A 23,047-nucleotide genomic window follows, 5' to 3' on the forward strand; every position below is an offset into this window, starting at 1 on the left:
CTGCCATTCAAATTCCAATCCTGAGAGGCTGGCTTATCGTTTTACCTCGCTGCTACGCTGGTACGACAGTGTAATTCAGCGTCTATTCAGATCATCTTAAGTAATCTGGCTCCCGTTGATGACTAGCGGGAGATATATCGTGCAACTATACAAACAGCTAATCGCGGGTGCGGCAGTTGCGGCACTGGTGGGTCTAAGTTCTACTGCCAGCGCGGGCCCCCGAGGCTATGCTGCGGGTGGCTATGATTATGCGCGAGTTACCGAGGTTACTCCCGTCTACACCGATGTTCAGGTTGTTACACCGACGACTCAGTGTCGCGATGAACAGGTTGCCTATCGCGAGCCGACTTCCCCGGCAGGTACTGTAGTGGGGGGACTTATAGGTGCTGCAATCGGCAATAACTTAGGCGATCACGGCCACCGCGGACGCTACGGTTATCATCGCAGTCACAATCGTGGCGGCGCCACAATCGCAGGGGCTTTGGTGGGCGCCCTGGTAGGTAACCAGATCAGCCGTGCCAATGCTCCAGTCCACTATGCAACAGAGTCCCGTTGCCATGTTGTAGATGAATACTCTACAAGAAGGGAATTAGTCGGATACGATGTCCGCTATCGGTATAATGGGCAAGTTTACTTGACTCGCACTGACCATCATCCGGGCGATAGAATCCGGGTCCATGTCGACGTCTCACCGGCTCTTTGAGCCCGGTTGAGGGCGGCAGGGAGTTTATAAAGGGTGGAAAATTGGATATCCACAGGAGCCGCACCGTGAAACTGAATCGTACCTTACTTGGCTTTATTGCTTTTACCGCTGTGTTTTTGCCGGCGCTCTGCAGTGCCACGGTACACAGCTACCCCGCTTATGAGCGGGAGAGTTTCCAGCCCCACTTTCTTCGTGTTCAAGGGGGAGAAATCTCAAGGGATCGGGCTGCTTCAATCGTAAAACAACGCTTTGGTGGAAAAATTCTCGCCATTTCTGAGACCAAAAAACAGGGGCGAGCCGTGTATCGGGTGAAGGGACTGTCGGCCAAAAGCCAGGTTTATGTGGTGTTTGTCGATAAACAGAGCGGCCGTATATCCCGATAGCAGAATAATTGCGAGCCGCAATAAGGTAATTACTATGCGCGCACTATTAGTTGAAGATGAAGCATTACTGCGGCAGCAGCTGGCAGAGTCCCTGCGCACGGCCGGGTATACTGTTGACGAAGCCCCTGATGGAGAAGAGGCACTTTATCTGGGGAGGGAATATCCCTACGACGTTGCAGTAATGGACCTGGGTTTACCCAAAATTGATGGTATCCAGGTTATTGAAACACTGCGCCGTGAAGAGAAGCATTTTCCTATCCTGATTTTAACGGCTCGGGGACACTGGCAGGAAAGGGTCTCCGGCCTGGAAGCTGGCGGGGACGATTACCTGGTAAAACCCTTCCATACTGAAGAACTGCTCGCACGGTTGAATGCCCTGGTTCGCCGTTCCGCAGGTTTCTCATCGCCGACGATTAAAGCCGGACCTATCGTTCTGGATACCAGTGCGCAACGGGTTAGTGTGGATGAAGTTGAATTGGACCTGACTTCATTTGAGTACAAGGTACTTGAATACCTGATGCTTCATCCGGATGAGGTAGTGTCAAAAACCACCCTGACAGAACATATCTATGAACAGGACTGTGACCGGGACAGTAATGTGATAGAGGTGTTTATTGGACGCCTGCGGAAAAAAATTGATGCGGCAGCCAAGCTTAAGCCTATCGAGACTCTGCGCGGGCGCGGCTATCGCTTTGTGATTCCGCAGTGAGATCCATCAATTTCCCCCTGCTTTCCTATATTCTGGGTTCCTTAAAGGGGCGTCTGGCCCTGGTTACCAGTCTTGTGCTGGTCGGCTTTATTCTTCTTATCTCTGGAGTCCTCGAGCACGCCTACCGCACGTCCCTGAATGAAGCCAAGCAGCGGGAGCTGCAGGTCTACATTTACACCCTGCTGGCGGTTGCTGAGCCGGAAGGCAAAACCCTGATTCTGCCCCCGAGTTTGCCCGAACAACGCTTCAACCAGCCTGATTCCGGTTTGGTGGGCGCTGTTATTGATCGGGAGGGTGAGATTATCTGGCGTTCGGAGTCAGCCCTGGCAATGCCGCAGCTGGAGTTCTATCCGCTTTCCCAGGGGCAGGAGTCCTATTCGCAGGTATCGGTTCCGGGAGAAGAGGGAAGTTATAGCAGTTTCCGCCAAGGGGTTGCCTGGGGGCTGGAAGATGAAAATTTGTTTACCTTTGCAGTGCTCGAGGATGCGGCCCCGCTACAGGCTCAAGTGGGGCAGTTTCGCTCAACCATGTGGCACTGGTTGGGGTTGGGAGCATTGTTATTAATCCTTGCACAGTGGTTGGTTCTGCGCTGGGGGTTTGCCCCGCTGACAGCCCTGGCTAATGCGCTTCAGGAAATGCAGCGTGGGGGTGCTGATCGATTGGAGGGTAATTTTCCGCGGGAGCTGCGCCCACTGACAGATAACTTAAATCTGTTGATTGAAAATGAGCGCCGCCAGAGAGAAAAAACCCGGCACACATTAGCTGACCTGGCCCACAGCCTGAAGACGCCATTAGCGGTATTGAAAGGTCTCAAATTTTCTGGAGATTCAACAACCGCCGGCAAGACGCTAACGGATCAGGTGCAGCGGATGGACAGTATTATCAGTTATCAACTGCAGCGGGCAGTAACCAGTTCGCCGAAATCCATTATACGGGGGACACCGGTCGCGCCACTGCTCCATAAAATACTGGATGCGCTTGAAAAGGTGTATCGCAGTAAGCCGTGTGATGTCGAAAGTTCCTGTGCTGAAAACACCCTGTTTTATGGTGACGAAGGTGACCTGATGGAAGTCCTGGGTAACTTGCTGGATAACGCTTATAAATATGGTGACGGGAAATTATCGGTTGCCGTTGAGAATATGGAAGATACTCGCAAACTGTCTATTCGGGTTAAAGACAATGGTCCAGGGCTGGACAGTGAGAAATGGCAAGCGGTTACCCAGCGGGGCGTTCGTGCCGATGAACAGCAACCTGGGCAGGGTATTGGACTTGCCGTGGTAGTGGATATTGTTGAGAGCTATGAAGGGCAAATAAATGCAGTCCCTCTTCCTCAGGGAGGTACGGAAATTACGGTGCAGCTGTAATTTCCGTTTTGCTCGACAAGTCGTTTAACTAGAACCAATTTTCCTGCATGTCGAAAGGAACGCTATTGCCTGATTTCAGCAGTGCGATAGCTGTCTCTGTTTTTGGTAGCTCCCATTCAAAATAGTATTTCGCAGTGTGTAATTTACCCTGGTAAAAATCCTGAGCTTCACTGTTAGGATTCTTTTCCAGTGCTTTTTCTGCGATAACTGCCTGCTGTAGCCACAACCAGGCGACTACGGTACAGCCAAATAAATCCAAGTATAGGGTGGCATTACCCAGGCCGCGATCCACATCTTTCTGAAGCTGGGAGAATAATGCAAAACTTGTCTCATCCAACTTTTCCAGGGCTTCTTCCAGCATTTTGGCCATAGATTCGAGCTTAGGTTTATCCCTGGCCTGCATAATCGTATTGCGGATCTCTGCCTGTAACAGTTGGTAGCCAGCAAGATTTTTTGACGGTACTTTCCGGGCCAGTAAATCCAGGGCATGGATGCCTTCTGTACCTTCGTGAATTGCGTTAAGGCGATTGTCTCGATACAACTGCTCTACCGGGTATTCACGAATATAACCCGCTCCCCCCAAAACCTGAATCGCCAACTCATTAGCTTTTAGGCAGTACTTGGAAGGCCAGGATTTTACTACGGGAGTTAGCAGATCGAGCAGTGTTGCAGCATTGTTGCGCTGTTCTTCTGTAGGGGCTGTATGCTCATCCTCGTAAAGTGAGGTGGCATAAACACTCAAGCTTAAGCCACCTTCAGCATAGGCTTTTTGCATCAGTAGCATACGGCGAACATCGGCATGCTGGACGATAGGGACCTGTTTGGATTCAGGATCTCGGTTAGAGGGCATACGCCCCTGCGGGCGGCCCTTGGCGTACTCAAGAGAGTAAGTGTACCCCTGGTATCCAAGTACAGAAGCGCCAGCTCCCACACTGATACGGGCTTCATTCATCATTTGGAACATATACTTCAGGCCCTGGTGGGGCTCACCGATCAGGTAGCCTATAGCGCCACCGTCTTCACCAAAACTCAATACCGTTGATGTGGTATTGCGGTAGCCCATTTTATGTAGCAGGCCTGCGAGTTTTACATCATTGCGTTTTGCCAGTTTCCCTTGCTCGTCCAGAAGGAATTTGGGAACCAGAAAAAGTGATATTCCCTTCACGCCTGCGGGTGCGCCTTTAATTTTTGCCAGAACCAGGTGAACGATATTCTCAGTGAGGTTTTGATCGCCACCAGAAATATACATTTTCTGCCCATGAATGCGGTAGCTGCCGTCTTCTTCTGGTACGGCGCTAGTGCGAATGTCTGACAGCGCGGAGCCCTGATCCGGTTCAGTTAGTGCCATAGTCCCGGCAAAACGCCCGTCCAACATTTGTGGAAGGAATTTCTTTTTAAGCGACTCACTGGCGAAAGTGCGCACCAGATTGGCCGCGCCAATGGTCAAGAACGGGTAGCTAGCACTGGCAACGTTTGCTGCAGCCATATAAGCGAGAGCTGTGCGCAGAATAACTTCTGGCAATTGCAGCCCACCTTCCTCAGCATCACAGTGAGCGGCAAGAAATCCTGCAGAGGCAAAAGCATCCCAGGACTGTTTGGTTTCTTCGATAACGCTGACGTTTTCACCATCAAAGCTCGGTTCAATCGCATCGCCTTTGGCGTTGTGATTAGCGAAAAATTTTTCTGCAATGGTGTGTGCAGTATTCAGTGTTGCATCAAAAATTTCACGGGAATGCTCACTGTATCGAGGGCGATTGATTAGGGCCTCGGTATCTAAAAATTCGTAAAGCAAAAAATCGATTTCACGCTCGTTGAGCAGCTGATGGGCCATGTTTACCTCTTACATTATTCTTTTTGGGTAATCCGTTTAATTTCCAGGTAGTTTTCCATTGAATATTTTTATGCTGGAACACTACGATTCAAGTGTATATGTAAACGTGGAGAGGGTGCACTGGGCAATGACTGATTCTATGAATAGACTTGGCGATTATTAGAGTGCTTTTACTCGGATATTCTTTGAAATACTGGTGCTGCGTCTGCAACGGGCTTTGGTACCACCTTGCGCCACAGTTGGGAGGATAGTTCAGCTGGACTTTGTCGGCACCCGGAAGCAATCCAGTTGCCCAGTGATTGAGCCACATCAGGCCAAACTATCCGAAGTGGAGGGGGGCAGTTGGTTAGCCACTTGTCGATCGTATGGGCATTTATCTGTTTTACGATTGTGGCCAGTTTGAGCTGATCGAGCGCTTTGGCATTGGCTTCCTGCTCAAATTGATTGGCGAGAGGCCTACTGAGAATGGGTTTTCCCAGAGCCAGGGTTTCAGCCAATAATTCAAATCCGCTATTACAGATTACTGCTTTAGAGGTTGCCAGATCCTTCTGAAAGCCATTAATTGAGGGGGCCTTAACTTGAATATTACTAGAGGTAGGTAAATTGTGGGGTATACCGTAGACGATAAACCGATAGGGCAGCCTGGAAAGTTCGTCCAGCATCGGAATAGGCTGTTCGAAAGGCAAGTAAACTAGAATATGTTCACCCAATTCTTGGGAGAGTTCAGGTTTCTGAGGGACGATTGGCGGTAGTATTGGGTTGCCGAAGTGGTGCCAATGTAAACCGATACTTTCTTGTGTTGGGGCAAATGATTTTAGTACTGTGCGGGATGCCCACTTATTGCGAGGTGCAGGGATCGGGAATTCAAAGGCGTATTGATGGCCGATACCGATGCTGCGTTTTTTCTTAAATTTCGCTGCCCAGGCCGTAACAGGTTCATAGTCACTGATAATTAAATCAAAATTATTAACCGGCAGTGTTCTTATATCCTTGATGAATCTTACTGCATTGATGTTTCGCAGTGTTGCGAAACTATTCAAGCGGCCATGACTGTGGATAAAAGTCATTCCCTCCCGCCACCAATAGTCTCCAAAAGAAGACATCTCAAATAAGCTTTCTCTTGGGCGGCCTGAAAATAACCACTGGACCTCGAGATTTGGATACTTTTCGAATTGCTTAGCCAGCGCACGGGAGCGACTGATGTGCCCATTACCCGTGGATTGAACGCCGTAAAGTATCTTCATATAAAGGCAGCACTCACAATTAAACTGACACTGGTCCCCAAAATAGCGCCGGCACAAATATCAGACGGGAAATGAACTCCCAGGCCAACCCTGGCGGCTCCGACCCCGGTGGCCCAGATATAACCGAAGCTCCACATGGGGCTCACCTGTATAGACATCGCGGTTATAAATAGGAAGGCGCATGAGGTGTGGCCCGACGGTAAGCTGAAACGATCGTGCGCCACAATTACGGGACGCATGCCCGGGATTGCTTGGGGCGGGCGAAGTCGTCGTGTCGTGTTTTTTATCCCCCAGTACAATCCGCGCTCCAAGGCAACTGCGGTACATGCCAAGTACAGCAGTTGAATGGCTGAATTGAGCCATACATAGGTGAATAAAAGTGCCCCGGCAGCCCACCCATCCCCAGATTTAGATAGCCACAGATAGCGTCGGCGAGAGCTGGGGCGTGATGCCCGCTCAACCATATACAGCACTATGGACACATCAAAACTCTTTAGATTCATCGGTAAGCCTCGCATGCCGACAAGTTACAAATCGATTATTGCACGGACTTGACCGATTTATGTCGCAATAATGAAATCTTGACCAGGCGGGAAGAATAGAATGAAAGAGCTTATTTAAAAGGCTGAAAGATCCAACGAATAGTTGGCGCAAGATTATTCCAAATCAAAATTATAAGTAATTCGATTAATAAACGCTGGGGGTTTTCGGGGTCAGTTGTAAGCTGATAGTACACCTGAGTACCAGCAAGTTAGACAAAAGATTGAGTTGGATTGGGTGCAGATATAACTGAAGAAAGTTGCTTATCTTATTGGAAAAAATAATAGACAGATAAAGTGACTTTGGAGGAAGCATGGCCCCTCCAAAATTAATGATATTTCAGGCAGGTCAGGCAGCTATGTCAAATGCCTGGACTAATTCAAAGCGTGGAGATTTAACGCCGTTTTTAGAAACTGTTTCATTAAATGTTCTTTGGGGTCTCACCCAGACGCCATAGCCTCCATAAAGGGCTCGGTACACAACCATAACTTCTTCGGATTCACTATGTTTTGCGGTATGTAAAACCTCGTACAGATTTCCTTTGTAGTGACGATATAGGCCGCTTTATGGGTACCTCTAACTTACGTGGTGGGGGGCAAGCTGTAACTGTTGGATGCGATTCCCGTGAAGTACAGCAGTGCCTGAATAGCGATGTTCGCCTGTAGAAGTAAACTCAAACTTGTAACTGCGGTGAAGGCTGAAAAACCCCCTCTTATCCTTTTTGATTCGAGTACGAACCAAAAGCACGGTGTCGTCTAACAGTTGGACACCGAGCTGTCGGCAGTGATCAGAAGCGGCTCGCCGGACGTGCTCTTTAGCGGCCATACTGGCCCAGATATACCAAAGAACCACAAAGAACAGGGAAAGCCACAGTATGTCGCTGAGAGTGTAATACATTGCTATACAGTTGCTATGATCGCTTTCCCGCAAGAATACCATTTAAGGAGCGCCAATGTCCGGCACGATTTTAATTACTGGCTGCAATCGCGGAATTGGGCTTGAGTTGTGTGCCCAGTTTGCCGAAATTGGCTGGAAGGTCCTGGCTTGTTGCCGGGAACCGAAGAAAGCCGCTGAGCTCGCGGTGTTGCAAGAACGCTACCCCTCGATACAGTTGATTCGCCTGGATGTGACCGACTACGAACAGATGATCTCTCTAGGTAAGGCCTTTCAAGGAGAGCCGATAGACATATTGCTCAACAATGCAGGTTACTACGGGCCGAAGGGCGTGGGATTTGGCGCTGTTGACCGCGCAGAGTGGCGTCGAGTTTTAGAGTCCAACACTATCGCCCCCTATATGATGGCAGAAACTTTTTGTGACAATGTTGCGGCCAGCGAGCACAAGCTAATCGCGGTGATGAGCAGCAAGGTTGGGAGTATCGCTGATAATCGCTCTGGCGGGGGATATATCTACCGAACTTCAAAGACAGCCGTAAACCAGGTCGTCAAAAGCTTATCTATCGATTTAGAGCCGAGAGGAATCACGGTTCTCGCTTTGCATCCGGGGTGGGTAAAAACGGCTATGGGCGGCCCCGGAGCACTGATTTCTGCTGAGGAAAGTGTCGGCGGACTAAAAAAGCTGCTTTTATCAGCAACGCCAGCAAAAACGGGTCGATTTTATAACTATAACGGGACAGAAATTCCCTGGTAACGCTTGTAATGGGCTGTGACAAAACTCCTTTGAGAATCTAATAGAATGCAGCTCCCACACTCTGCCGGCCTGAATACGCGGTCGCTTGAGTAGCCTTGATCAGTCGAATTTATGCATTTCATTTTTTTTGCATATGGCCGGCGGGTGAGTCTGTTTTGTCTGCTTCGTGCTACTGCCTGCTGATTGCAAGATTGGGCAAGAATACGGAAGAAGTTTTCTATCCCCCAGAGTGGGAACTAACTGAAAATAGCTTCATATCAAGGAATGGTTCTGATATATCCTTTCAGAGTGTTGGCGGGTTTTACGTTTTAGGCAAGGAATCTTACCTCTTATCAAGGTGTCCTCGAAGGAGTGGAAATCATGAAGTGGCCCAGTGTTTTAAGCAAGCGTAAAAGCTTGTCCCCCAAGTTACTGAAGTCACCAATCCTTGCAATTCTCATTGTTGCGGCACTCGTCGGTTATCTGGGCGGAATGCCAATATGGGTAGCGGTGTTGGGTGTTATTGCCTATTACTCCAGGGGGCGTGATTGGCGGGCAGGTGCCTACAATCTCGCATGTGTGGTGACCGGGCTGGGGTTGGGGTTGGGCGCTCAAACAGCGGCACATAAATGGCAAATTGACCCAAGTATCCTGGTTGGGCCGATTGCACTTCTTTTCTCGATTATCAGTGTATGGGCAATGGGAATGGTGACCGGTATTCGGAATGTCACCAGCTATGCCATTGGTATTATTATTGCGTTTCTTGCGCAGTTGGACATTACCTTGGATGCCTATTTTCAACTGATTGCAACGGTATCTATCGGTGCAGTATTTGCCGGCCTGATTGATATTTTATGGCCGCGTCAGCAACGAGCAGTAAGGACTTGTTGAAAGATTAATCTGAGTGCTTGAGGGAAAGGGTTGTAAGGGGTTCAGTAAGATTGAATAGAGGTATAGTTCAATGGTAAAACGTATATTGCTATCTACAGCAATGGTATTTGTTACGGCTTTGGCGTTTACTGAACCCTATGGGTCTGAAAGTAGTATCGAAATGGAATACTACAGAACACTTCTTCATTGATGTAATTCGTTTCTTATCTATTTTTTTACCTTGGATTGTAGGAGCCAGTTGTGAAGGAAGAATTTTGGCACGATAAGTGGAAAAGAAATGATATTGGCTTTCACGAGGCGGCCGGCAATTCGTTGTTGACAGAGTTCTTTTCCAGTCTCTCTCTGTCTCCGGGTGATCGGATTTTCTTGCCGCTATGTGGCAAAACGAAAGATATTGCTTGGTTATTAGAACAGAATATCTCAGTCGTTGGCTGTGAACTCAATGAGGCGGCCGTGAAGCAGCTCTTCAGTGAAATGGCAGTAATCCCAAAGGTAAGCCAGGTTGGTAATCTGAAGTGCTACTCTGGTGCCAACATCGATATTTTTGTTGGCAATATATTCGATTTGGGTAGAGAGGAGTTGGGGCCGGTTGTAGCGATTTATGATCGGGCTGCACTGGTAGCCCTCCCCACAGATATTCGTGAGCAATATGTCAGACACTTAATGGCTATTACCCAGGTCGCACCTCAACTCCTCGTATCCTTCGAGTATGAACAAACTCAGATGCCTGGCCCACCTTTTTCTGTTGGGAGCCGTTTGATTTATGAATATTATGATGCCGATTATAGCCTACAAGTATTAGCGACAAGAGACGTTGTTGGTGGACTTAAAGGCAAGGTTCCTGCAAGAGAAGAGGCATGGTTGTTAACATCAAAGTGATAATGGCTTTCTCTGCAAGTTAAATTTCTGGCAGGGAATGAGAGCCAAGTATTAGTTTTTCCTTTTTTGATTTTGGCCACTTCTTAATGGCTATCTCCATTTTCAAGGCGGTTGATTTATCGGGTAGCCCCACAGAGAATACGAGCGTAAGGGGCCCCTTACCTCGTAGTGCTTTTGCCGCCTTTGGGCCATCACTACAGTGCTCAGCAAAACGCCTCTCCAAATCATTGGTTATACCGGTATAGAGTGTTCCTCTGGCCGTTCGAACAAGGTAGAGAAACCAATTCACCCTCAGCTCTTCCTTCTTTTTTATATAGCCCATAGATTCAAGAGAATAAATCCTGCTGCTCATTAGTGCGAGGCGGTGGCTTGAACTGGGAACAATCCAAGGTAAGGCGCCGATGATCCAAACCCAGCTTTTTCATAGCCACTTGAAAGCGTCTTTGGAGCAGTTGAGCAAATATGCCTGTGCCAGTTCGCCTTTGGGAAAATTCACTTTGATAGTCCTTACCTGCACGGCTTTGCTGCACCAGGCTCATGACATGCTTTGCTCTTTCTGGGTAGTGTACCTCTAACCATTCCCGAAATAGAGGGGCAACTTCATGGGGGAGGCGCAATAGGATATATGCGGCTCTTACAGCCCCTGATTCCCGTGCAGCTGCAAGAATCGACTCCAGCTCACAGTCATTGAGAGCGGGGATCATAGGCGCAGCGAGTACTGCGGTAGGAATGCCCGCTGTACTCAGCTGTTCAATTGTTCGCAGACGAGCAGCAGGGCCAGCGGTCCTTGGCTCAAGCTTGCGCTTAAGGGCATTATCTAGCGTGGTCACACTAATGGCGACTTGGGCCAAGTTATCTTGTGCCATTTCTGCCAGCAGTGGGAGGTCTCGCAAGATTAGCTGGCTTTTGGTGACAATGGTTACCGGCTGGCGAAACTCCTGCATAAGCTCCAACAAACCACGGGTTATCTCTTTCTCTCGTTCCAGAGGTTGATAGGGATCGGTATTGGCTCCCAGAGCGATGGGACTGCACTGGTAGCTCTTCTTTCGTAGCGCTTTCTCTAAAAGCTCAGCAGCATTTGGCTTGTAGAAAATCTTGGTCTCGAAATCGAGGCCTGGCGATAAATCCATATAGGCATGGGCTGGGCGGGCATAGCAATAGATACAACCATGCTCACATCCCCTGTAGGGGTTTATCGATTGGGAGAAAGGGATATCTGGTGATTGATTAGTTGAGATAATAGTTTTCGCCTTTTCCTCAATGGATGAGGTTATTAGTCTCACCGGCTGATCAGGCTCCATTTGCCAGCCATCAGTTTCACGGGAGCTGGATAGTTCAGCAAAGCGCCCAGGGAGGTTAGAAGCGGTTCCTCGGCCCTTGCATGGGGATGGCGCTTTAGTGGAAGGATGATCTGACATTTTTTTAGCGATAACTGTATTAATGTACAGTTTACGCCTTAATTTTGAAGGATTGCAAGCCTTAGCGGATTTACCTGGAGAGGAAAATAAGTCTGGATTTGGTTTCCCCAAGAGGCAATGCCTCTTAGGATCTAAGGAGCCTCTGAATAACTCCATGATACCTCTGGCGTGCAGAGCGGTTCACAATCAAGGCGCGGCTTCGCAGGAATGTCTAGACCTTTCAAGAAGTCGCAACGCGGAGTGTGAATCGCTCTGCAAGCCCCGAAGGGCGGGCCTTGAAGGCCACAGCTGCTGCGTTGCAGCTCTTGCCAAGGGCTACGGCCATTCGCGGCGAGCTGCGCCTAACATCTGCAGCCTTCAAGACCCGCAGAGGCATTATGGAGTTATTCAGAGGCTCCCTAATTGTACTCGTAAATACTGCTTAGGCAGTGACTGCGGGGTTGTATTTCGATTCCATTGTCAGCCCGGGTCTTTCGTCATCCCAAATCATATGCACTACCTTCCAGGATTCGCCATCGTTTAATAGTTGGATACTATTTATCCCTCTTTTTAGGAACTGGGTTTTCTCCTTATCGCTCCAGGCTTCATAAATACTGAAGACGTGAGCAATATTTCCAAATTGCTCGATAATGTTGTGTATTTCAGCTTCATAGAAAGGGCGATCTGCGATTAGATTTTCAAAATTTTCTGGATATTCTTGGACGCTGAGGATCGTAGACTGGGGCTTGCCATTGCTATCCACAAATGTGCGAATCATTTTCGCATCAGGGGAAAATAATGATGCCTGTCTTTCCCAGTCGCGTTGAAAACCTGAAGGGCCAGAGATTCCACTATATAATTCATCGATAACTTGTTGTATTTCCATATTATTTGTCATATTTCTATCCTTGTCTAATTTCAATTAAAAGCTTTGATTGTCTAGCCGGTGACCATGAGTTAATATTTAATTCTATTTTGTATATTGAAAATACCCATGCCGACTCGCTTGAATATTTAGTGCTGTCATTAGTGAGCAGATTCAAAGCTGTCATTATGATATCAACTGAAAGTGAGCTTATCTACAAAGCCGCTAGGTGTGCATAGCTACGAGATAGTGTGTCACTTCACTTTTTATGTCGTAATTGTTTGATTTATATGTGGTTTTATTATTTTCTATAATTGGTATGAATGCCTAATAGGTACGGTAGCTTCAACCATGAAATCGGAGATACCCTCTCGGGAGATGGGACGCCAAGAAGCTCTTCATGTAGAGCTGTCTAGGCAGTCAAAAGGGGGCTTGCAACTTATTTCTTTTATTCGAGTTTGTGAGCCTCTAGCAATTGATACGCTACGTTCTGGCCTTAAAATACTACACCAGTATCATCCCCTCTTGCGAGCCCGCGTCGAGAAAGATAATAAATATCGGTGGGTTTGTGATGTGAATTTTTCCGAAATACCTATAGATGTGTACCGGCTAGATAAGGAAATGGATTTTGAGGGAGAGTACTCAAACCAGGCCAAAAAATATATAGACAGTGATAGATATGCATATTGTCTAAGCATATTTTGCAATCATGAAGGTTTAGTGCAGTGGGTTATTGTCAATAATATTCATGCGATTATGGATGGTCGTTCTATTATGACTCTGTTCTTGCAGTTGGATCAGTTAGTACAAAAAAATAAACCCTTTAGAGACAATGAAACGCTACCTCTTGGGGAAAGCATCGCTAAAAATTTAGAAGTCGCTGGATATGTAGGTGAAAAACATATATTTCATGATGCGGATGATCAAAAATTAAACTGGCCTGTTGAGAAGGTTGCACCGGCAAGTAAACGGCAGGCTGGTGCAATAGCGAGACTATTGTGTCCTGAAGATCTCCATCAGCTAGCAAAAATAGGTAAAGACCGAGGAGTAAAGTTAACCGCAATTCTTTGTGCAATTGCTTCCATTGCTTCAGTAGTCCTACCAACCTATAAAAAGGGAGAGGAGATTATTTTAGCTTTAGATGGAAGAGGCTTATGTACCCCCCCGATCCCATTAGAGCATATTGGTTCGTTTTCGCAAACTACTCAGTTATCTATTCCTGAAGACCCTACATCGGTTGATATCATAGATTTTGCTGAAAATTTACAGTCCCAAATATACACGGTACTAACTAAACAACGTCCGATGGCAAAAAAAATTGTGTCTGCATACACTGTTGCTGAGGTGGAAGCTATGGCAAGAGAGACAATCTCTGGCTCAGAATCCTTCTTTGCCGGTATTTGCGTATCTAATGTAGGAAGTTTAAGTAAATTAGGTGGAAGGATGAAATTTTTTGATATTGAAAAAGGAATGGTGACCCAAACTAATGGGCTAAACCCATTGACGGTCATTTCATATACAACCAATAAGAATTCGGTTTTTGTATTTGGTTACTGTGAACCACTTTTGAGTCGAAATAGTGTTCTTCTGTATATAAAGCGGTATATGGATATTATTGGTGGTCTAATTCATTAGTTTTTATACAGGGTTTCTAGAATGCTTTCTTGTTTTTATGTGAGGATTTCAAGGGAAGATTGAATTATTCTTGTGTTGTGTTGGTTAAGATATCAATTTAAATACATAGATTGCTAGGCGCATTTGCTATTTCTTACTCGGTTGCGATGATTTTCTCCATAGTGGTGATGACGATTTGGTGGAAAGAAATTCTTGTAGAGGTTATTAATAATCGATATTCATACGAAGGTTAGTTGAATTCTATTTAAGTGAGGAATAATAAGATATCTATCCATTAGCAATGTTTTTTAATATTTTATCTGTATAGACGAAGGAATCAATCGATTGTTAACTAGATTGTGATTGTGCTGACTGTCTTAGTGATCTGCTCTCTGTATCAATAGCCAATATCAACAAACAGTTTCTAACTATTTTCCTATACTGAGGATAATGCTTCTTGTATTACATGTAATGTACCCATTAGCAAATGTGAGGCCTGCATGGAGAAAGAGCCACTCTCACGTGAGTTGGGGTCCCAAGAAGCTCTATTTATTGAATTGACTAATGAGTCTTACGATGGAACTCAGCTAATATCGTGTGTTCGCCTCCGCGATTCTGTTACTTTCGAGCAATTTTGCAGAGGTTTTACCTTTATCCATAGAAGACACCCAATGCTTCGGGCGAGGGCCAAGAAGGGCACCAAGGCTTCTTGCATTTGTGATGTTGAATTTGAAAAAGTACCTCTAATCATAAAGCATTTAAATAAATCATTAGAATATGAGATTGAATACCTTTGGCAGCAAAATCAATTTGTTGACATAGAAAATTGCGCCTATGGGATTACCTTGCAAGTTAACGTGAATGATGAAGTTGAGTGGATCATCATTGTTAGCAATCATACTGCATTGGATGGCCAGTCAAGATTGGTACTTTTTTGCGATCTAGACAGGTTTCAGGAGAGGGAGGGAGACGATATTGGCCAAGAACCTAAACTACTAAGAAAAAGTACGGGTGAGTATTTTAATTTGTCTGGATTCAAGGATGTCGATTTATTTAATGTGCGGAAATCCAATAACTGTAGTAAATGGAAAGTAAAGCAAGCGGTACCCATTATAGGAAGAAAAGGATACTCAACACTTAAATTGATATCCCCTGAAGCTGTTGCCGTTTTTGCTGCGCAATGTATACCTACATTCCCAGAAGTCACTGTATTCCCTGTTGGTATTTGTGTTTCTAATACCTGTAATATGCAGCGATTAACTAGTGGGCTTAAATACTTTGAAATTGAGTCAGGCATTGTCGTACAAGTCCACGTTACCCACCTGCTAATAGTTATTACGTATACCACCTGTAGAAATACCATTTTTGTATTTGGATATTGTGAGCCCTTAACTAGCCATGAGAGTGCACATTTGTATGTGGAGTTATACTTAAAACTTGTAAAGTCTCTACTTGTAGATGAGTGTGTTCAATGAGAGTGTGTCTGTATTCGAAGTGCGAATGCACTGGCAATGGGAGTTGACAGGTGAATGATATAGTCACTGTTGTAGGGCAGGGGTTATATCTCGCTGCCGCTGCAGTTATTGGACTGGGCATTGCAAGGATCTTACGTATTGATAATACACTTGGCTGCCTTGTCGCAGGAGTGCTGGCGGCTTTGCTACTTCCCATAATTGACTATGATACAGGTTTGCGTGCAACCAGTATCAGAGAGCTGGTATTCTTTGTTATTTTACCGGTATTAATTTTTGAGTCCGCCTGGCAGCTGGAACCCAAAGTCTTAAAGCGCTGGATTGGACCTGTACTGTTATTCTCTACACTCGGTTTGGTTATTTGTGCAGTTCTTATTGCAGCAATTACTTATTACGGCATTGGTCATCCGGAGGGTTTTCCTTGGGTAGCGGCCATGCTAACCGGGGCTATTTTAGCGGCTACTGACCCTGTTTCTGTAGTTAATAAGTTGCGTCAGGAAAAAACGGGAGAAGATCTCTTAACCTTGGTGGATGGAGAGAGCCTCTTCAATGATGCTGCAGCTGTAGTTCTCTATTCGTTAGTATTAGGGCTAGCTACCTATGGTATCGTTGAAAGCTCATCGATGGGGGCTGCAGCCCCTTCGTTGGACGCGACTTCAGTGACACTATATTTTTGCATGGTATTTTTCGGTGGTGTTGCGATTGGGCTTATTTTTGGCTTGATAACCACTCTTGTCATATTGTTTCTGCGATCTCCCAGTGCGGCTTTAATGACTTTAGTAATCGCTGCATTTGGTAGCTTCTATTTGGCGGAAAGTATTTTTCATGTGTCAGGTATCATTTCGGTAATGATATGTGCAATTGTTGCTCGAGCGTGCTTAAGCAAGCAAAATAGCACCTATTTAATTCATGCGGGTCCAACTTGGGAGTGGATGGGGCTGTTTTTTACCGGTATTATTTTTGTGATTATGGGATTGGTGATTACTTTTGAGATGTTTACCCACCAATGGCTGGCGATGGTTATTGCTACAGCAGCTGCTTTAGGAGCTAGAGCATTATCTGTATTCTTAGTGGCACCTCTGACTCGCTTTGTTGGCCCCCCGATACCGAAATCCTGGCGTCTATTAATGAGTTGGGGCGGGCTGCGAGGGGTTATTGCGGTCGCTCTGGTGCTTTCTCTTCCAGTTGAATTGCCCTATTGGTGGACAATTCAATCTATGGTATTTGGCGTGGTCCTTTTCTCCTTGTTGGTACAGGGGACTACCAGTGGCCGCTTGATTCATAAATTAAACCTTTGAGTTAAGGTTCCAAGTCATACAGCCTTTAGGCTAATAGCGGTTGGGTTATCAGCAATTAACCACACAGCGACAAGAAGCAGGCTGAGTGCAAAAAGCTTGTTTTGCAGATTTCTATTTTTATCGTTGATAAGTGCTTTCGATAAGGCCCGACCAAAAGCGATCCATGAGAAATGTGTCACAAAGTTGAGTATTGTGATCATAATAATCAAGGTGATAACACTGCTTTCATTGCTCTCCTCTTGCTTTGGTGCGAACACAGAGAACATAGTAATTACTATCATCCAAGCTTTAATATTCATACTTTGAATCAGCATTCCCTGCCAAATACTTACCGATTTGGTGGCAGTTTTTCCAGGCTCTTTATTAGGCTTTATAAAAACGTAAGCAAGGTAAATTAAGTAGATGGCACCAGTCCACTGTAAGAAGGTCATTACCATAGGGTAGTGAATTAGCCAGCTCATAAATCCGAAGCCAACTAATAAAGCCTTCATTAGAAATACAATGTCTATGCCCGCCAGTAAAGGTAAGGAACGACGAATACCCAAGCTGGCTCCGGCTGCTGCAAAGGTGATATTGGCAGGTCCCGGGCTAAAAATTAGTGGGAACATTACTGCCAGCCAGGCTAATAGAAATTCTAAGCTCATATATATTACTCATGTCGTAGAAGAGATATCGCTATGAGAAGAAGCTCACACCGTTTAACGGTGTGCTTTGTTTTCCCAGAGATAGGTGAGCTTAGAGAGAGTAGAAGGAAGGTTCTTGTACAAAATTGCGCTGTGCAGACTTCAAGTAGCGAGCAGGTGTGATACCGAATGCACGCTTGAAATTTCGACTCAAGTGGCTCTGATCAAAAAACCCACAGTCGATAGCCACCTCAGCCACCTGGGCTCCCGTACGAAATAATGCGCGGGCCCTTTGGGTTTTTAGGAGGATTAGGAATTGATGTGGAGGAACGCCAAACTGGGCATTAAAACTACGAATTAGCTGATATCGACTCATGCCAGTTAATTGGCACAACTCATCCAGTGTCACATTTCTTTGCCAGTTTTCCTGTAAATAAGCACGGGCGTTCAAGACTCCCTGTTTGTTAGACAATGCCTTCGGGTAGATCTTTTGGTCGCCGTGACGTGCAAAGAGCTGGCTAATCGCCAGCGTGAGTAGAGAGTCTGTTGAAAGGGATAAAGCGTTCATTTCAAGACTGCTATGTAGCTTGTAAAGGAGCTGAAAAAGCTCAGGATCATCTAATAGTGGCCCTTTCAAAAATGGTACTGGTGTTTGGTTGAATTGAGTGTGCTCTCTGAGGGTTTCCTCAATGAGCGCCGTGTCAAAGTAAAACATACGATAGTACCAACCGGAGTCACTTCCGGAAAAACCGGTATGAATCTCCCCTGGATTAAGCGCAGCAAGGGTTCCCTGAGGAATAGTCACTGTTTCACCGCGATAATCGAGCTTTTCTACGCCAGAAAGGAAGATTCCAATAGCGAGTTCATCATGCCAATGCTTGGCAAAGGAAAACTTATGGAAGTAGGCGTGAAAAAGCTCTATGCCGCAATGACTCGGACTTCGCCAAGCCTTAGAGAATTCCTTTCGCACTGATAACCCTCGTATGATAAATAACCATTACTTTACAGAAAGAAAGGGTGGTAAGGCAAAGTTACAGATGGGTGTGTAACAATTGAATAGTGGAGAGGTTCGAAGTGGTACTTTTGATGTCGAGTGCCTTTGTTTGGTAAGCATTTACCTTACGAAATATAAATTGCCCATTCTTACTTCATAGCTCACTGGTTTTATCCTACCCGTGTACCAGCCAGGATTTGAAACCATTGTTCCGTCCAAAGAAAACCAACCACCTTTACCCTCCTCAACGAAGGCATATTTCTTCCCATTTGAATAAACTCCTGATCTGTATCTGATCAATCTATAATACTCGGAGTCATCATATTTAACAGAAGCTTCCAGTACCACAGGATCACCTGTAGCAGAGGAAATATAAATAAAGACTGGCAATTCATCTCGCCCAAATAATTTTAGTTCATCTACTAATAAGTTATCTGTTGGGAAAGCTCGAAATTGATTTTTCCTAATGTAACTTACAGGTTTATTCTACCTAAATACAATTGACATATAGAAGGCTATGCCTGTTAGGAAAATAATTAAAGTAATTTTGGTTAGGGTTTTTCTTCGGATTTTATTCATGTCGTTTAACACAATAATTTTGAGCTCCGTGAAGAGGCAAATTTTTAATTTAAGCCTTCGAAGCCCAAGAATGGAGATCCAACCCTCATAGTAGGTGGCGTTGACTAGTCTTGTAAAGTGTAACGATGCTACTTGAGAATATCATTACGAGCATGTCCTTCTTTTTTGTAGATGGCTCCTTAGGAAAGCCTATGATCGGCTGGGAATGATTTTCTTATATATATTAACAGCCAAATACCTTGCCGAAATTTAATACTTTAGATAAGCGGCTTCTGAAAAGTAGGGTGAGTTGTTCTTTGCCGGGGGAGTGTAGTCGAATCTACGCTACCCTTTGCTATTTTTCTTTGCCAGGTACTCCTTAAAAGTCCAATACTGTACCCTCTGCTTTTCTCTCTCCAGCTCATCCATGTCATCGGGTCCAATCTCACTCGGAAACGGTTTTGAAAGCATCGAGCGTACTTGCACTAGCCTATCACTTACTCTTGCACTCTGAAAGTAATCAATAATTTCGTCCTTCCATGCCTCTTCACCAAAATCGTGGTGTACTTTATTCATTTGATCCAGTGAGACCACGAATTCATTGATATCTCTAAGAACCGACAGGATCTCTTCTTTGCTATATATTAGTTCATCCACTATAAAGGTCTCTTTCTATAAGTCTTAAATGGGCGGCCGAGCAATCTGTTGTGAAGTCACGCCCGACTTGATTATTAGATTGAATTTCGTGTATTAGTCCTCTCGGGTAATAGTCAAAAGACAAATCGCCAAGAGTAAGGTTGCAAGAGCACCCGATGCTCCAGCAACAGATGAGGGTAAATGCGAATCACGTCCAAACGTAATCGAAATAGCATTAGCAAACATTGCAATAACGCCAACTGAGGCAGTCAAACCTCCCAGCACTTTGGAGCTCCCATTCATTTTGGCAACTCCAAAAATAAGAGCAGCAAAGCCCAGCAAAAATTTTGCCGCGTAATAGATCATAAATGAAAAAGCCACAACGGCCCCCGCTGCAGCTCCAAGCGCCTCTAATTGGCTAGCGACCTCCCGAAATGGCATAAACATAGTGGCGCCAATGCTAACTTGCACCACATTGAATACAGAGCTGAATGCAATAGCGGACCACCCTACATGGTGGTTTTTAGTCTGCACCATGGCCGCTCCAGCAAAAGCTGAAAGAATGGTAAATAGCAAGCCCTCCAGCCCCCAGAAAAGTTTCCGTGAGGGGTTAATCTCTGCAACATACATCATGGTAAAGAGTGCCTGTGTAACTACTAGCGCCAACAGCAGAAAAGCTATGATTTGGATATTTCGCGCACTGGTGAACTTCATAGTTAGATGCCTCGAATTTTCTATATATGGATCTTGCTTCTAAAAATAGGGGTTGGCCTTATTTATTTTATATCGAAATATTGGGATATGCAGATTGCTCGAACCTAACTATATATTTATATCGGGTCATAGGAAAGCAAGCCGAAGGGCTGGAACGTACAGCAGCAACTTGTTAGGCCTCAGACAAGCTAGGATATCGCAATATCCCATAAGCATCTTTGCTCGCCTTTACAATTTCTTCGGCTCTTTGCTCTAGTGACCAGCCATTAATGCATTCACAGTACCATTCATCCTCTAGAGCAGTAAACTCTCCTAGAGAACCTGGGTAATCTAAATGAATAATAGCTTCGTAGATCTTTGCCACCCCCTTTTCTGGGGTCAATATACCTTCAATAATTTCTTTGGTTAGAACTTTGGCATAACCTTCGATAGCGGTAAGCGAGGTTGGGCGTGTTATGCGAAGTTCAGACAAAACTCGATTAAAGTAATCTTCCGCTTCAAACTCATTAACGGGTTTTAGAAGAGTTGCGAGGACCGCTAAATTTTCTGTCTCTATACCAGACTCAAGTAGGTACATAGCCCAAGCGATCTTATACTCGGAACCACCCGAAAACATGGCCGTTAGACCTAGAACTCGATATGTCTCCAATTTTTGATCATTGCTTAGCATGTCGAATCCTAAAGTTGCATAACGCCGCTAGCAAGGGCAGTCGAAGCAACGCGTAGGCTGTCCAGCCCAGCTCCAAAAGGTTTGGGCGAGCTTGACTAGCCTGGTTATGGCTGGCGCGCACTGAACGACCTACTTGCTCTTTGCCAGCCACCGTTTGGCTGGCCACTACCCAATGTTTACGAGGAAAGAATACCGCACTTTCCCCAACCAATTCCTATCTTACTGGCAGTCCCACACCATTGACTTGTTACACGTTGACTTTGTACTTGAGATCATTTGCCTCATCACCTGTAATACCCCTGAAACCCCATTGATAAGGCGCTTGTTCTTTAATGGTTATTTCAACGTCGGCTGGGGCTAACGAAAGCTGGCTTTCAAGCCCTTGAAAGAGAGGTTTGATAAGAGATCTTTGGGTTTCGGGTTTGCGGCCTGCCATCATGTTTATTTCTATGACGGTGTATGCGTCAGTTCTGCCACCGGGATAATAAAAGTCTTCTTTCTCCAATGGCACAAATCTGTGAGCACGTTTGTCTTCGGGCATTCCAAGAACGGACCGCATGCAGCCGTGAATGACATTGGATAATTTTGCCTTTATCGGGTTTAGATTCTCCTTGATTCCATATACTACGATCACATTTTCTCCTTCATAGAAGTGTAACGCCGTGATATGCGACGGGCGCTGCGAAGCGGCGACCGTCCGGTGGAGGCCCAAAGGGCCGGAACGAACATCATAACCTTATTATATGGTTTTATATTTCAGCCTTCATGAGCAAACAGCCTCCTTCATGAGGAATAAGCTCATGTGGTTCCAATTTAATATATTTCACCACGCTAAATCCTTGGTTTTTATAAAGGCCAATAGCTCGAATGTTGTCAGCGAACACAATGAGGCTAAGATTAAAGGACAGCCATAGATCGGAGGGTAAAAGTTGAGCGAGGGGCGAAATTCCTGGACACCCAAAGATTGAAAATTCTAGGACTCTAGGACTCTAGGACTCTAGGACTCTAGGACAGCCAAAGAAGGGAGGATGGAGCCAGTAACAAAACTGACTCCCTCTCTGGCGGCTCTTTCTCTTTGATTAAGAGGTAAAGAAGGCGAAATGCTGGGAATTGGTAGTTAGGTTTTGGGAATCGCTATTTTTGGATAAAAGAGCAGCTATCGAGCACTTGGAGTAGGGATAAATTAGAAGGGCGTAGCTGAGAGGAAGCGCCGGCAATCCAATATACCCGCAAGCCTTGTAGGTCTTAGGTTTGGCCCTGGAGTGGGTTTGTTAATAAATGCAATTGTGATAGATTTAAAAATAAATGAGTCGATGGCAGGGTTTGGTGACAAACTAGAGGTAAAGGCTGGGCTCATTAAGGCTTATGGGGCGGATTATATTTGTGAGTATGGCTGGCCGACGATTAATCAATGAAAGAAGTGTATTTCTTATTATTTTTTCTTGCGCTACCCATAATGTCCTTGGGTATGAATATTTTTACTGTAGGTTATTGGCTGCTTAGAAAAAGGTTTACAGATTCAAAAAAATTATCATTTTCGATGGTTGTGGGTGGAGTTTTAGGTTATATCATTGCCGCAATCTATTTTTTTTCTGCACGAGGTGGTGGTTTAGTTGAAACTCTAAATCTGTCCTCTATTGGGGTTTTGGTGGGGGCTGGTTATGTGAGCATGTTGTGTTCTTTGTGGTTGAGATATAAATAAATAGGCGGCAGGTAACAAAAAGGACAGCCATGGATTGGGCCATGGATTGGGCCATGGATTGGAGGGTAAAAGCTAGGTGAGAACTTCTGTGCCATAGGACAGGTAGATGGAGTGCCTACAACAAAGTGGGTGGCGAATTGGCGCTGATAACCTTTTTATTAGACCGTAGGTAAAAAGATGCGGGGGCAGGTAGGGATACCAGTACTCTGGGGATAACTAGGGTTTGAAATTATCTTGTTCAGCTGGGCGCGGGGCTAAGAAATTGTTGGCAGTCTCTCAACCCATGTATCCAGCGTTTATCGAGCTGAACGCAGGCTTTTCGTACAGCCTCTG

Annotated in this window: 26 protein-coding genes; 11 read left to right on the top strand and 15 right to left on the bottom strand. The window is 45.6% G+C overall.

What is annotated here, in order from left to right:
• The first annotated feature begins 139 nt into the window (after positions 1-139).
• From ACJJIZ_RS09465 to ACJJIZ_RS09480, 4 genes are all read left to right on the top strand, one after another.
• On the top strand, positions 140-703 hold the full coding sequence (locus ACJJIZ_RS09465) for a glycine zipper 2TM domain-containing protein (protein ID WP_413664972.1): 564 nt from the start codon (positions 140-142) through the stop codon (positions 701-703).
• Positions 704-768: 65 nt separating this feature from the next.
• Complete coding sequence (locus ACJJIZ_RS09470) at positions 769-1,086, top strand: PepSY domain-containing protein (RefSeq protein ID WP_282931896.1); 318 nt, start codon at positions 769-771, stop codon at positions 1,084-1,086.
• A gap of 34 nt (positions 1,087-1,120) precedes the next feature.
• Positions 1,121-1,795: a response regulator transcription factor gene (locus ACJJIZ_RS09475; RefSeq protein ID WP_282931897.1), complete on the top strand. Its 675-nt coding sequence runs from the start codon at positions 1,121-1,123 to the stop codon at positions 1,793-1,795.
• Positions 1,792-3,159 (top strand): ATP-binding protein, encoded by a 1,368-nt coding sequence (locus ACJJIZ_RS09480; RefSeq protein WP_444915974.1) that lies wholly within the window; start codon positions 1,792-1,794, stop codon positions 3,157-3,159. The genes ACJJIZ_RS09475 and ACJJIZ_RS09480 overlap by 4 nt, the downstream gene beginning before the upstream one ends.
• Before the next feature lie 28 nt (positions 3,160-3,187).
• Here ACJJIZ_RS09480 and ACJJIZ_RS09485 read toward each other — a convergent pair whose 3' ends face one another.
• From ACJJIZ_RS09485 to ACJJIZ_RS09505, 5 genes are all read right to left on the bottom strand, one after another.
• Positions 3,188-4,990: an acyl-CoA dehydrogenase gene (locus tag ACJJIZ_RS09485; RefSeq protein ID WP_444915975.1), complete on the bottom strand. Its 1,803-nt coding sequence runs from the start codon at positions 4,988-4,990 to the stop codon at positions 3,188-3,190.
• Positions 4,991-5,160: 170 nt separating this feature from the next.
• On the bottom strand, positions 5,161-6,234 hold the full coding sequence (locus tag ACJJIZ_RS09490) for an MJ1255/VC2487 family glycosyltransferase (protein ID WP_444915976.1): 1,074 nt from the start codon (positions 6,232-6,234) through the stop codon (positions 5,161-5,163).
• Positions 6,231-6,737, bottom strand: coding sequence for a phosphatase PAP2 family protein (locus tag ACJJIZ_RS09495; RefSeq protein WP_444898054.1), 507 nt, complete (start codon positions 6,735-6,737; stop codon positions 6,231-6,233). Before ACJJIZ_RS09495 ends, ACJJIZ_RS09490 begins: the two co-directional genes overlap by 4 nt.
• A 385-nt stretch (positions 6,738-7,122) precedes the next feature.
• Positions 7,123-7,308: a DUF1653 domain-containing protein gene (locus tag ACJJIZ_RS09500; protein ID WP_444916200.1), complete on the bottom strand. Its 186-nt coding sequence runs from the start codon at positions 7,306-7,308 to the stop codon at positions 7,123-7,125.
• Positions 7,309-7,350: 42 nt separating this feature from the next.
• Positions 7,351-7,671, bottom strand: coding sequence for a DUF3301 domain-containing protein (locus tag ACJJIZ_RS09505; RefSeq protein WP_444915977.1), 321 nt, complete (start codon positions 7,669-7,671; stop codon positions 7,351-7,353).
• Between the two features lie 55 nt (positions 7,672-7,726).
• On the opposite strand from ACJJIZ_RS09505, the gene ACJJIZ_RS09510 reads away from it, so the two are divergent.
• The 3 genes from ACJJIZ_RS09510 (at position 7,727) to tmpT (ending at position 10,171) form a co-directional block, all read left to right on the top strand.
• On the top strand, positions 7,727-8,422 hold the full coding sequence (locus ACJJIZ_RS09510; protein WP_444915978.1) for an SDR family oxidoreductase: 696 nt from the start codon (positions 7,727-7,729) through the stop codon (positions 8,420-8,422).
• A gap of 360 nt (positions 8,423-8,782) precedes the next feature.
• Entirely contained in the window at positions 8,783-9,292 is a 510-nt protein-coding gene (locus ACJJIZ_RS09515; RefSeq protein ID WP_444915979.1) for a DUF1097 family protein, read from the top strand.
• Between the two features lie 240 nt (positions 9,293-9,532).
• The gene (tmpT, locus tag ACJJIZ_RS09520; RefSeq protein ID WP_444915980.1) at positions 9,533-10,171 is read left to right on the top strand and encodes a thiopurine S-methyltransferase; all 639 of its coding nucleotides are present in this window, start codon (positions 9,533-9,535) and stop codon (positions 10,169-10,171) included.
• A 19-nt stretch (positions 10,172-10,190) separates the two neighbouring features.
• Here tmpT and ACJJIZ_RS09525 read toward each other — a convergent pair whose 3' ends face one another.
• From ACJJIZ_RS09525 to ACJJIZ_RS09535, 3 genes are all read right to left on the bottom strand, one after another.
• On the bottom strand, positions 10,191-10,523 hold the full coding sequence (locus ACJJIZ_RS09525) for a GIY-YIG nuclease family protein (RefSeq protein WP_444912527.1): 333 nt from the start codon (positions 10,521-10,523) through the stop codon (positions 10,191-10,193).
• Positions 10,498-11,589 carry a PA0069 family radical SAM protein gene (locus ACJJIZ_RS09530; protein ID WP_444915981.1) on the bottom strand — a complete coding sequence of 364 codons (1,092 nt, stop codon included), beginning with the start codon at positions 11,587-11,589 and terminating at the stop codon, positions 10,498-10,500. Before ACJJIZ_RS09530 ends, ACJJIZ_RS09525 begins: the two co-directional genes overlap by 26 nt.
• Positions 11,590-12,010: 421 nt before the next feature.
• Positions 12,011-12,466 carry a Cif family virulence factor gene (locus ACJJIZ_RS09535; RefSeq protein WP_444905907.1) on the bottom strand — a complete coding sequence of 152 codons (456 nt, stop codon included), beginning with the start codon at positions 12,464-12,466 and terminating at the stop codon, positions 12,011-12,013.
• Positions 12,467-12,811: 345 nt separating this feature from the next.
• On the opposite strand from ACJJIZ_RS09535, the gene ACJJIZ_RS09540 reads away from it, so the two are divergent.
• The 3 genes from ACJJIZ_RS09540 (at position 12,812) to ACJJIZ_RS09550 (ending at position 16,817) form a co-directional block, all read left to right on the top strand.
• Positions 12,812-14,068: a hypothetical protein gene (locus ACJJIZ_RS09540; RefSeq protein WP_444915982.1), complete on the top strand. Its 1,257-nt coding sequence runs from the start codon at positions 12,812-12,814 to the stop codon at positions 14,066-14,068.
• Between the two features lie 479 nt (positions 14,069-14,547).
• Positions 14,548-15,522: a hypothetical protein gene (locus ACJJIZ_RS09545; RefSeq protein ID WP_444915983.1), complete on the top strand. Its 975-nt coding sequence runs from the start codon at positions 14,548-14,550 to the stop codon at positions 15,520-15,522.
• Between the two features lie 50 nt (positions 15,523-15,572).
• Complete coding sequence (locus tag ACJJIZ_RS09550) at positions 15,573-16,817, top strand: cation:proton antiporter (RefSeq protein WP_444905904.1); 1,245 nt, start codon at positions 15,573-15,575, stop codon at positions 16,815-16,817.
• Between the two features lie 14 nt (positions 16,818-16,831).
• Here ACJJIZ_RS09550 and ACJJIZ_RS09555 read toward each other — a convergent pair whose 3' ends face one another.
• From ACJJIZ_RS09555 to ACJJIZ_RS09585, 7 genes are all read right to left on the bottom strand, one after another.
• Entirely contained in the window at positions 16,832-17,461 is a 630-nt protein-coding gene (locus tag ACJJIZ_RS09555; RefSeq protein ID WP_444915984.1) for a LysE family translocator, read from the bottom strand.
• A 91-nt stretch (positions 17,462-17,552) separates the two neighbouring features.
• The gene (locus ACJJIZ_RS09560) at positions 17,553-18,410 is read right to left on the bottom strand and encodes an AraC family ligand binding domain-containing protein (RefSeq protein WP_444915985.1); all 858 of its coding nucleotides are present in this window, start codon (positions 18,408-18,410) and stop codon (positions 17,553-17,555) included.
• Between the two features lie 144 nt (positions 18,411-18,554).
• On the bottom strand, positions 18,555-18,782 hold the full coding sequence (locus tag ACJJIZ_RS09565; protein WP_444915986.1) for a hypothetical protein: 228 nt from the start codon (positions 18,780-18,782) through the stop codon (positions 18,555-18,557).
• Between the two features lie 555 nt (positions 18,783-19,337).
• Positions 19,338-19,649 (bottom strand): hypothetical protein, encoded by a 312-nt coding sequence (locus ACJJIZ_RS09570; RefSeq protein WP_444915987.1) that lies wholly within the window; start codon positions 19,647-19,649, stop codon positions 19,338-19,340.
• Positions 19,650-19,742: 93 nt separating this feature from the next.
• Complete coding sequence (locus ACJJIZ_RS09575) at positions 19,743-20,342, bottom strand: thiamine biosynthesis protein ThiC (protein WP_444915988.1); 600 nt, start codon at positions 20,340-20,342, stop codon at positions 19,743-19,745.
• A 172-nt stretch (positions 20,343-20,514) separates the two neighbouring features.
• Positions 20,515-21,012, bottom strand: a complete 498-nt coding sequence (locus ACJJIZ_RS09580; protein ID WP_444912530.1) for a hypothetical protein — start codon at positions 21,010-21,012, stop codon at positions 20,515-20,517.
• A 247-nt stretch (positions 21,013-21,259) separates the two neighbouring features.
• A complete protein-coding gene (locus ACJJIZ_RS09585; protein ID WP_444912531.1) occupies positions 21,260-21,646 on the bottom strand; it encodes a tautomerase family protein in 387 nt (128 codons plus the stop codon).
• Between the two features lie 777 nt (positions 21,647-22,423).
• On the opposite strand from ACJJIZ_RS09585, the gene ACJJIZ_RS09590 reads away from it, so the two are divergent.
• Positions 22,424-22,714 carry a hypothetical protein gene (locus ACJJIZ_RS09590; protein WP_282932898.1) on the top strand — a complete coding sequence of 97 codons (291 nt, stop codon included), beginning with the start codon at positions 22,424-22,426 and terminating at the stop codon, positions 22,712-22,714.
• Positions 22,715-23,047 lie beyond the last annotated feature (333 nt).

The organism is Microbulbifer maximicatervae (SeqCode), assembly GCF_052467225.1.

Excerpts from the sequence above, each read along its gene's own strand:
- ACJJIZ_RS09475 (WP_282931897.1), top strand. The coding sequence starts at position 1,121 with ATGCGCGCACTATTAGTTGAAGATGAAGCATTACTGCGGCAGCAGCTG.
- ACJJIZ_RS09485 (WP_444915975.1), bottom strand. The coding sequence starts at position 4,990 with ATGGCCCATCAGCTGCTCAACGAGCGTGAAATCGATTTTTTGCTTTAC.
- ACJJIZ_RS09490 (WP_444915976.1), bottom strand. The coding sequence starts at position 6,234 with ATGAAGATACTTTACGGCGTTCAATCCACGGGTAATGGGCACATCAGT.
- ACJJIZ_RS09495 (WP_444898054.1), bottom strand. The coding sequence starts at position 6,737 with ATGAATCTAAAGAGTTTTGATGTGTCCATAGTGCTGTATATGGTTGAG.
- ACJJIZ_RS09505 (WP_444915977.1), bottom strand. The coding sequence starts at position 7,671 with ATGTATTACACTCTCAGCGACATACTGTGGCTTTCCCTGTTCTTTGTG.
- ACJJIZ_RS09510 (WP_444915978.1), top strand. The coding sequence starts at position 7,727 with ATGTCCGGCACGATTTTAATTACTGGCTGCAATCGCGGAATTGGGCTT.
- ACJJIZ_RS09515 (WP_444915979.1), top strand. The coding sequence starts at position 8,783 with ATGAAGTGGCCCAGTGTTTTAAGCAAGCGTAAAAGCTTGTCCCCCAAG.
- ACJJIZ_RS09525 (WP_444912527.1), bottom strand. The coding sequence starts at position 10,523 with ATGAGCAGCAGGATTTATTCTCTTGAATCTATGGGCTATATAAAAAAG.
- ACJJIZ_RS09530 (WP_444915981.1), bottom strand. The coding sequence starts at position 11,589 with ATGTCAGATCATCCTTCCACTAAAGCGCCATCCCCATGCAAGGGCCGA.
- ACJJIZ_RS09535 (WP_444905907.1), bottom strand. The coding sequence starts at position 12,466 with ATGACAAATAATATGGAAATACAACAAGTTATCGATGAATTATATAGT.
- ACJJIZ_RS09540 (WP_444915982.1), top strand. The coding sequence starts at position 12,812 with ATGGGACGCCAAGAAGCTCTTCATGTAGAGCTGTCTAGGCAGTCAAAA.
- ACJJIZ_RS09545 (WP_444915983.1), top strand. The coding sequence starts at position 14,548 with ATGGAGAAAGAGCCACTCTCACGTGAGTTGGGGTCCCAAGAAGCTCTA.
- ACJJIZ_RS09555 (WP_444915984.1), bottom strand. The coding sequence starts at position 17,461 with ATGAGCTTAGAATTTCTATTAGCCTGGCTGGCAGTAATGTTCCCACTA.
- ACJJIZ_RS09575 (WP_444915988.1), bottom strand. The coding sequence starts at position 20,342 with ATGAAGTTCACCAGTGCGCGAAATATCCAAATCATAGCTTTTCTGCTG.
- ACJJIZ_RS09580 (WP_444912530.1), bottom strand. The coding sequence starts at position 21,012 with ATGCTAAGCAATGATCAAAAATTGGAGACATATCGAGTTCTAGGTCTA.
- ACJJIZ_RS09590 (WP_282932898.1), top strand. The coding sequence starts at position 22,424 with ATGAAAGAAGTGTATTTCTTATTATTTTTTCTTGCGCTACCCATAATG.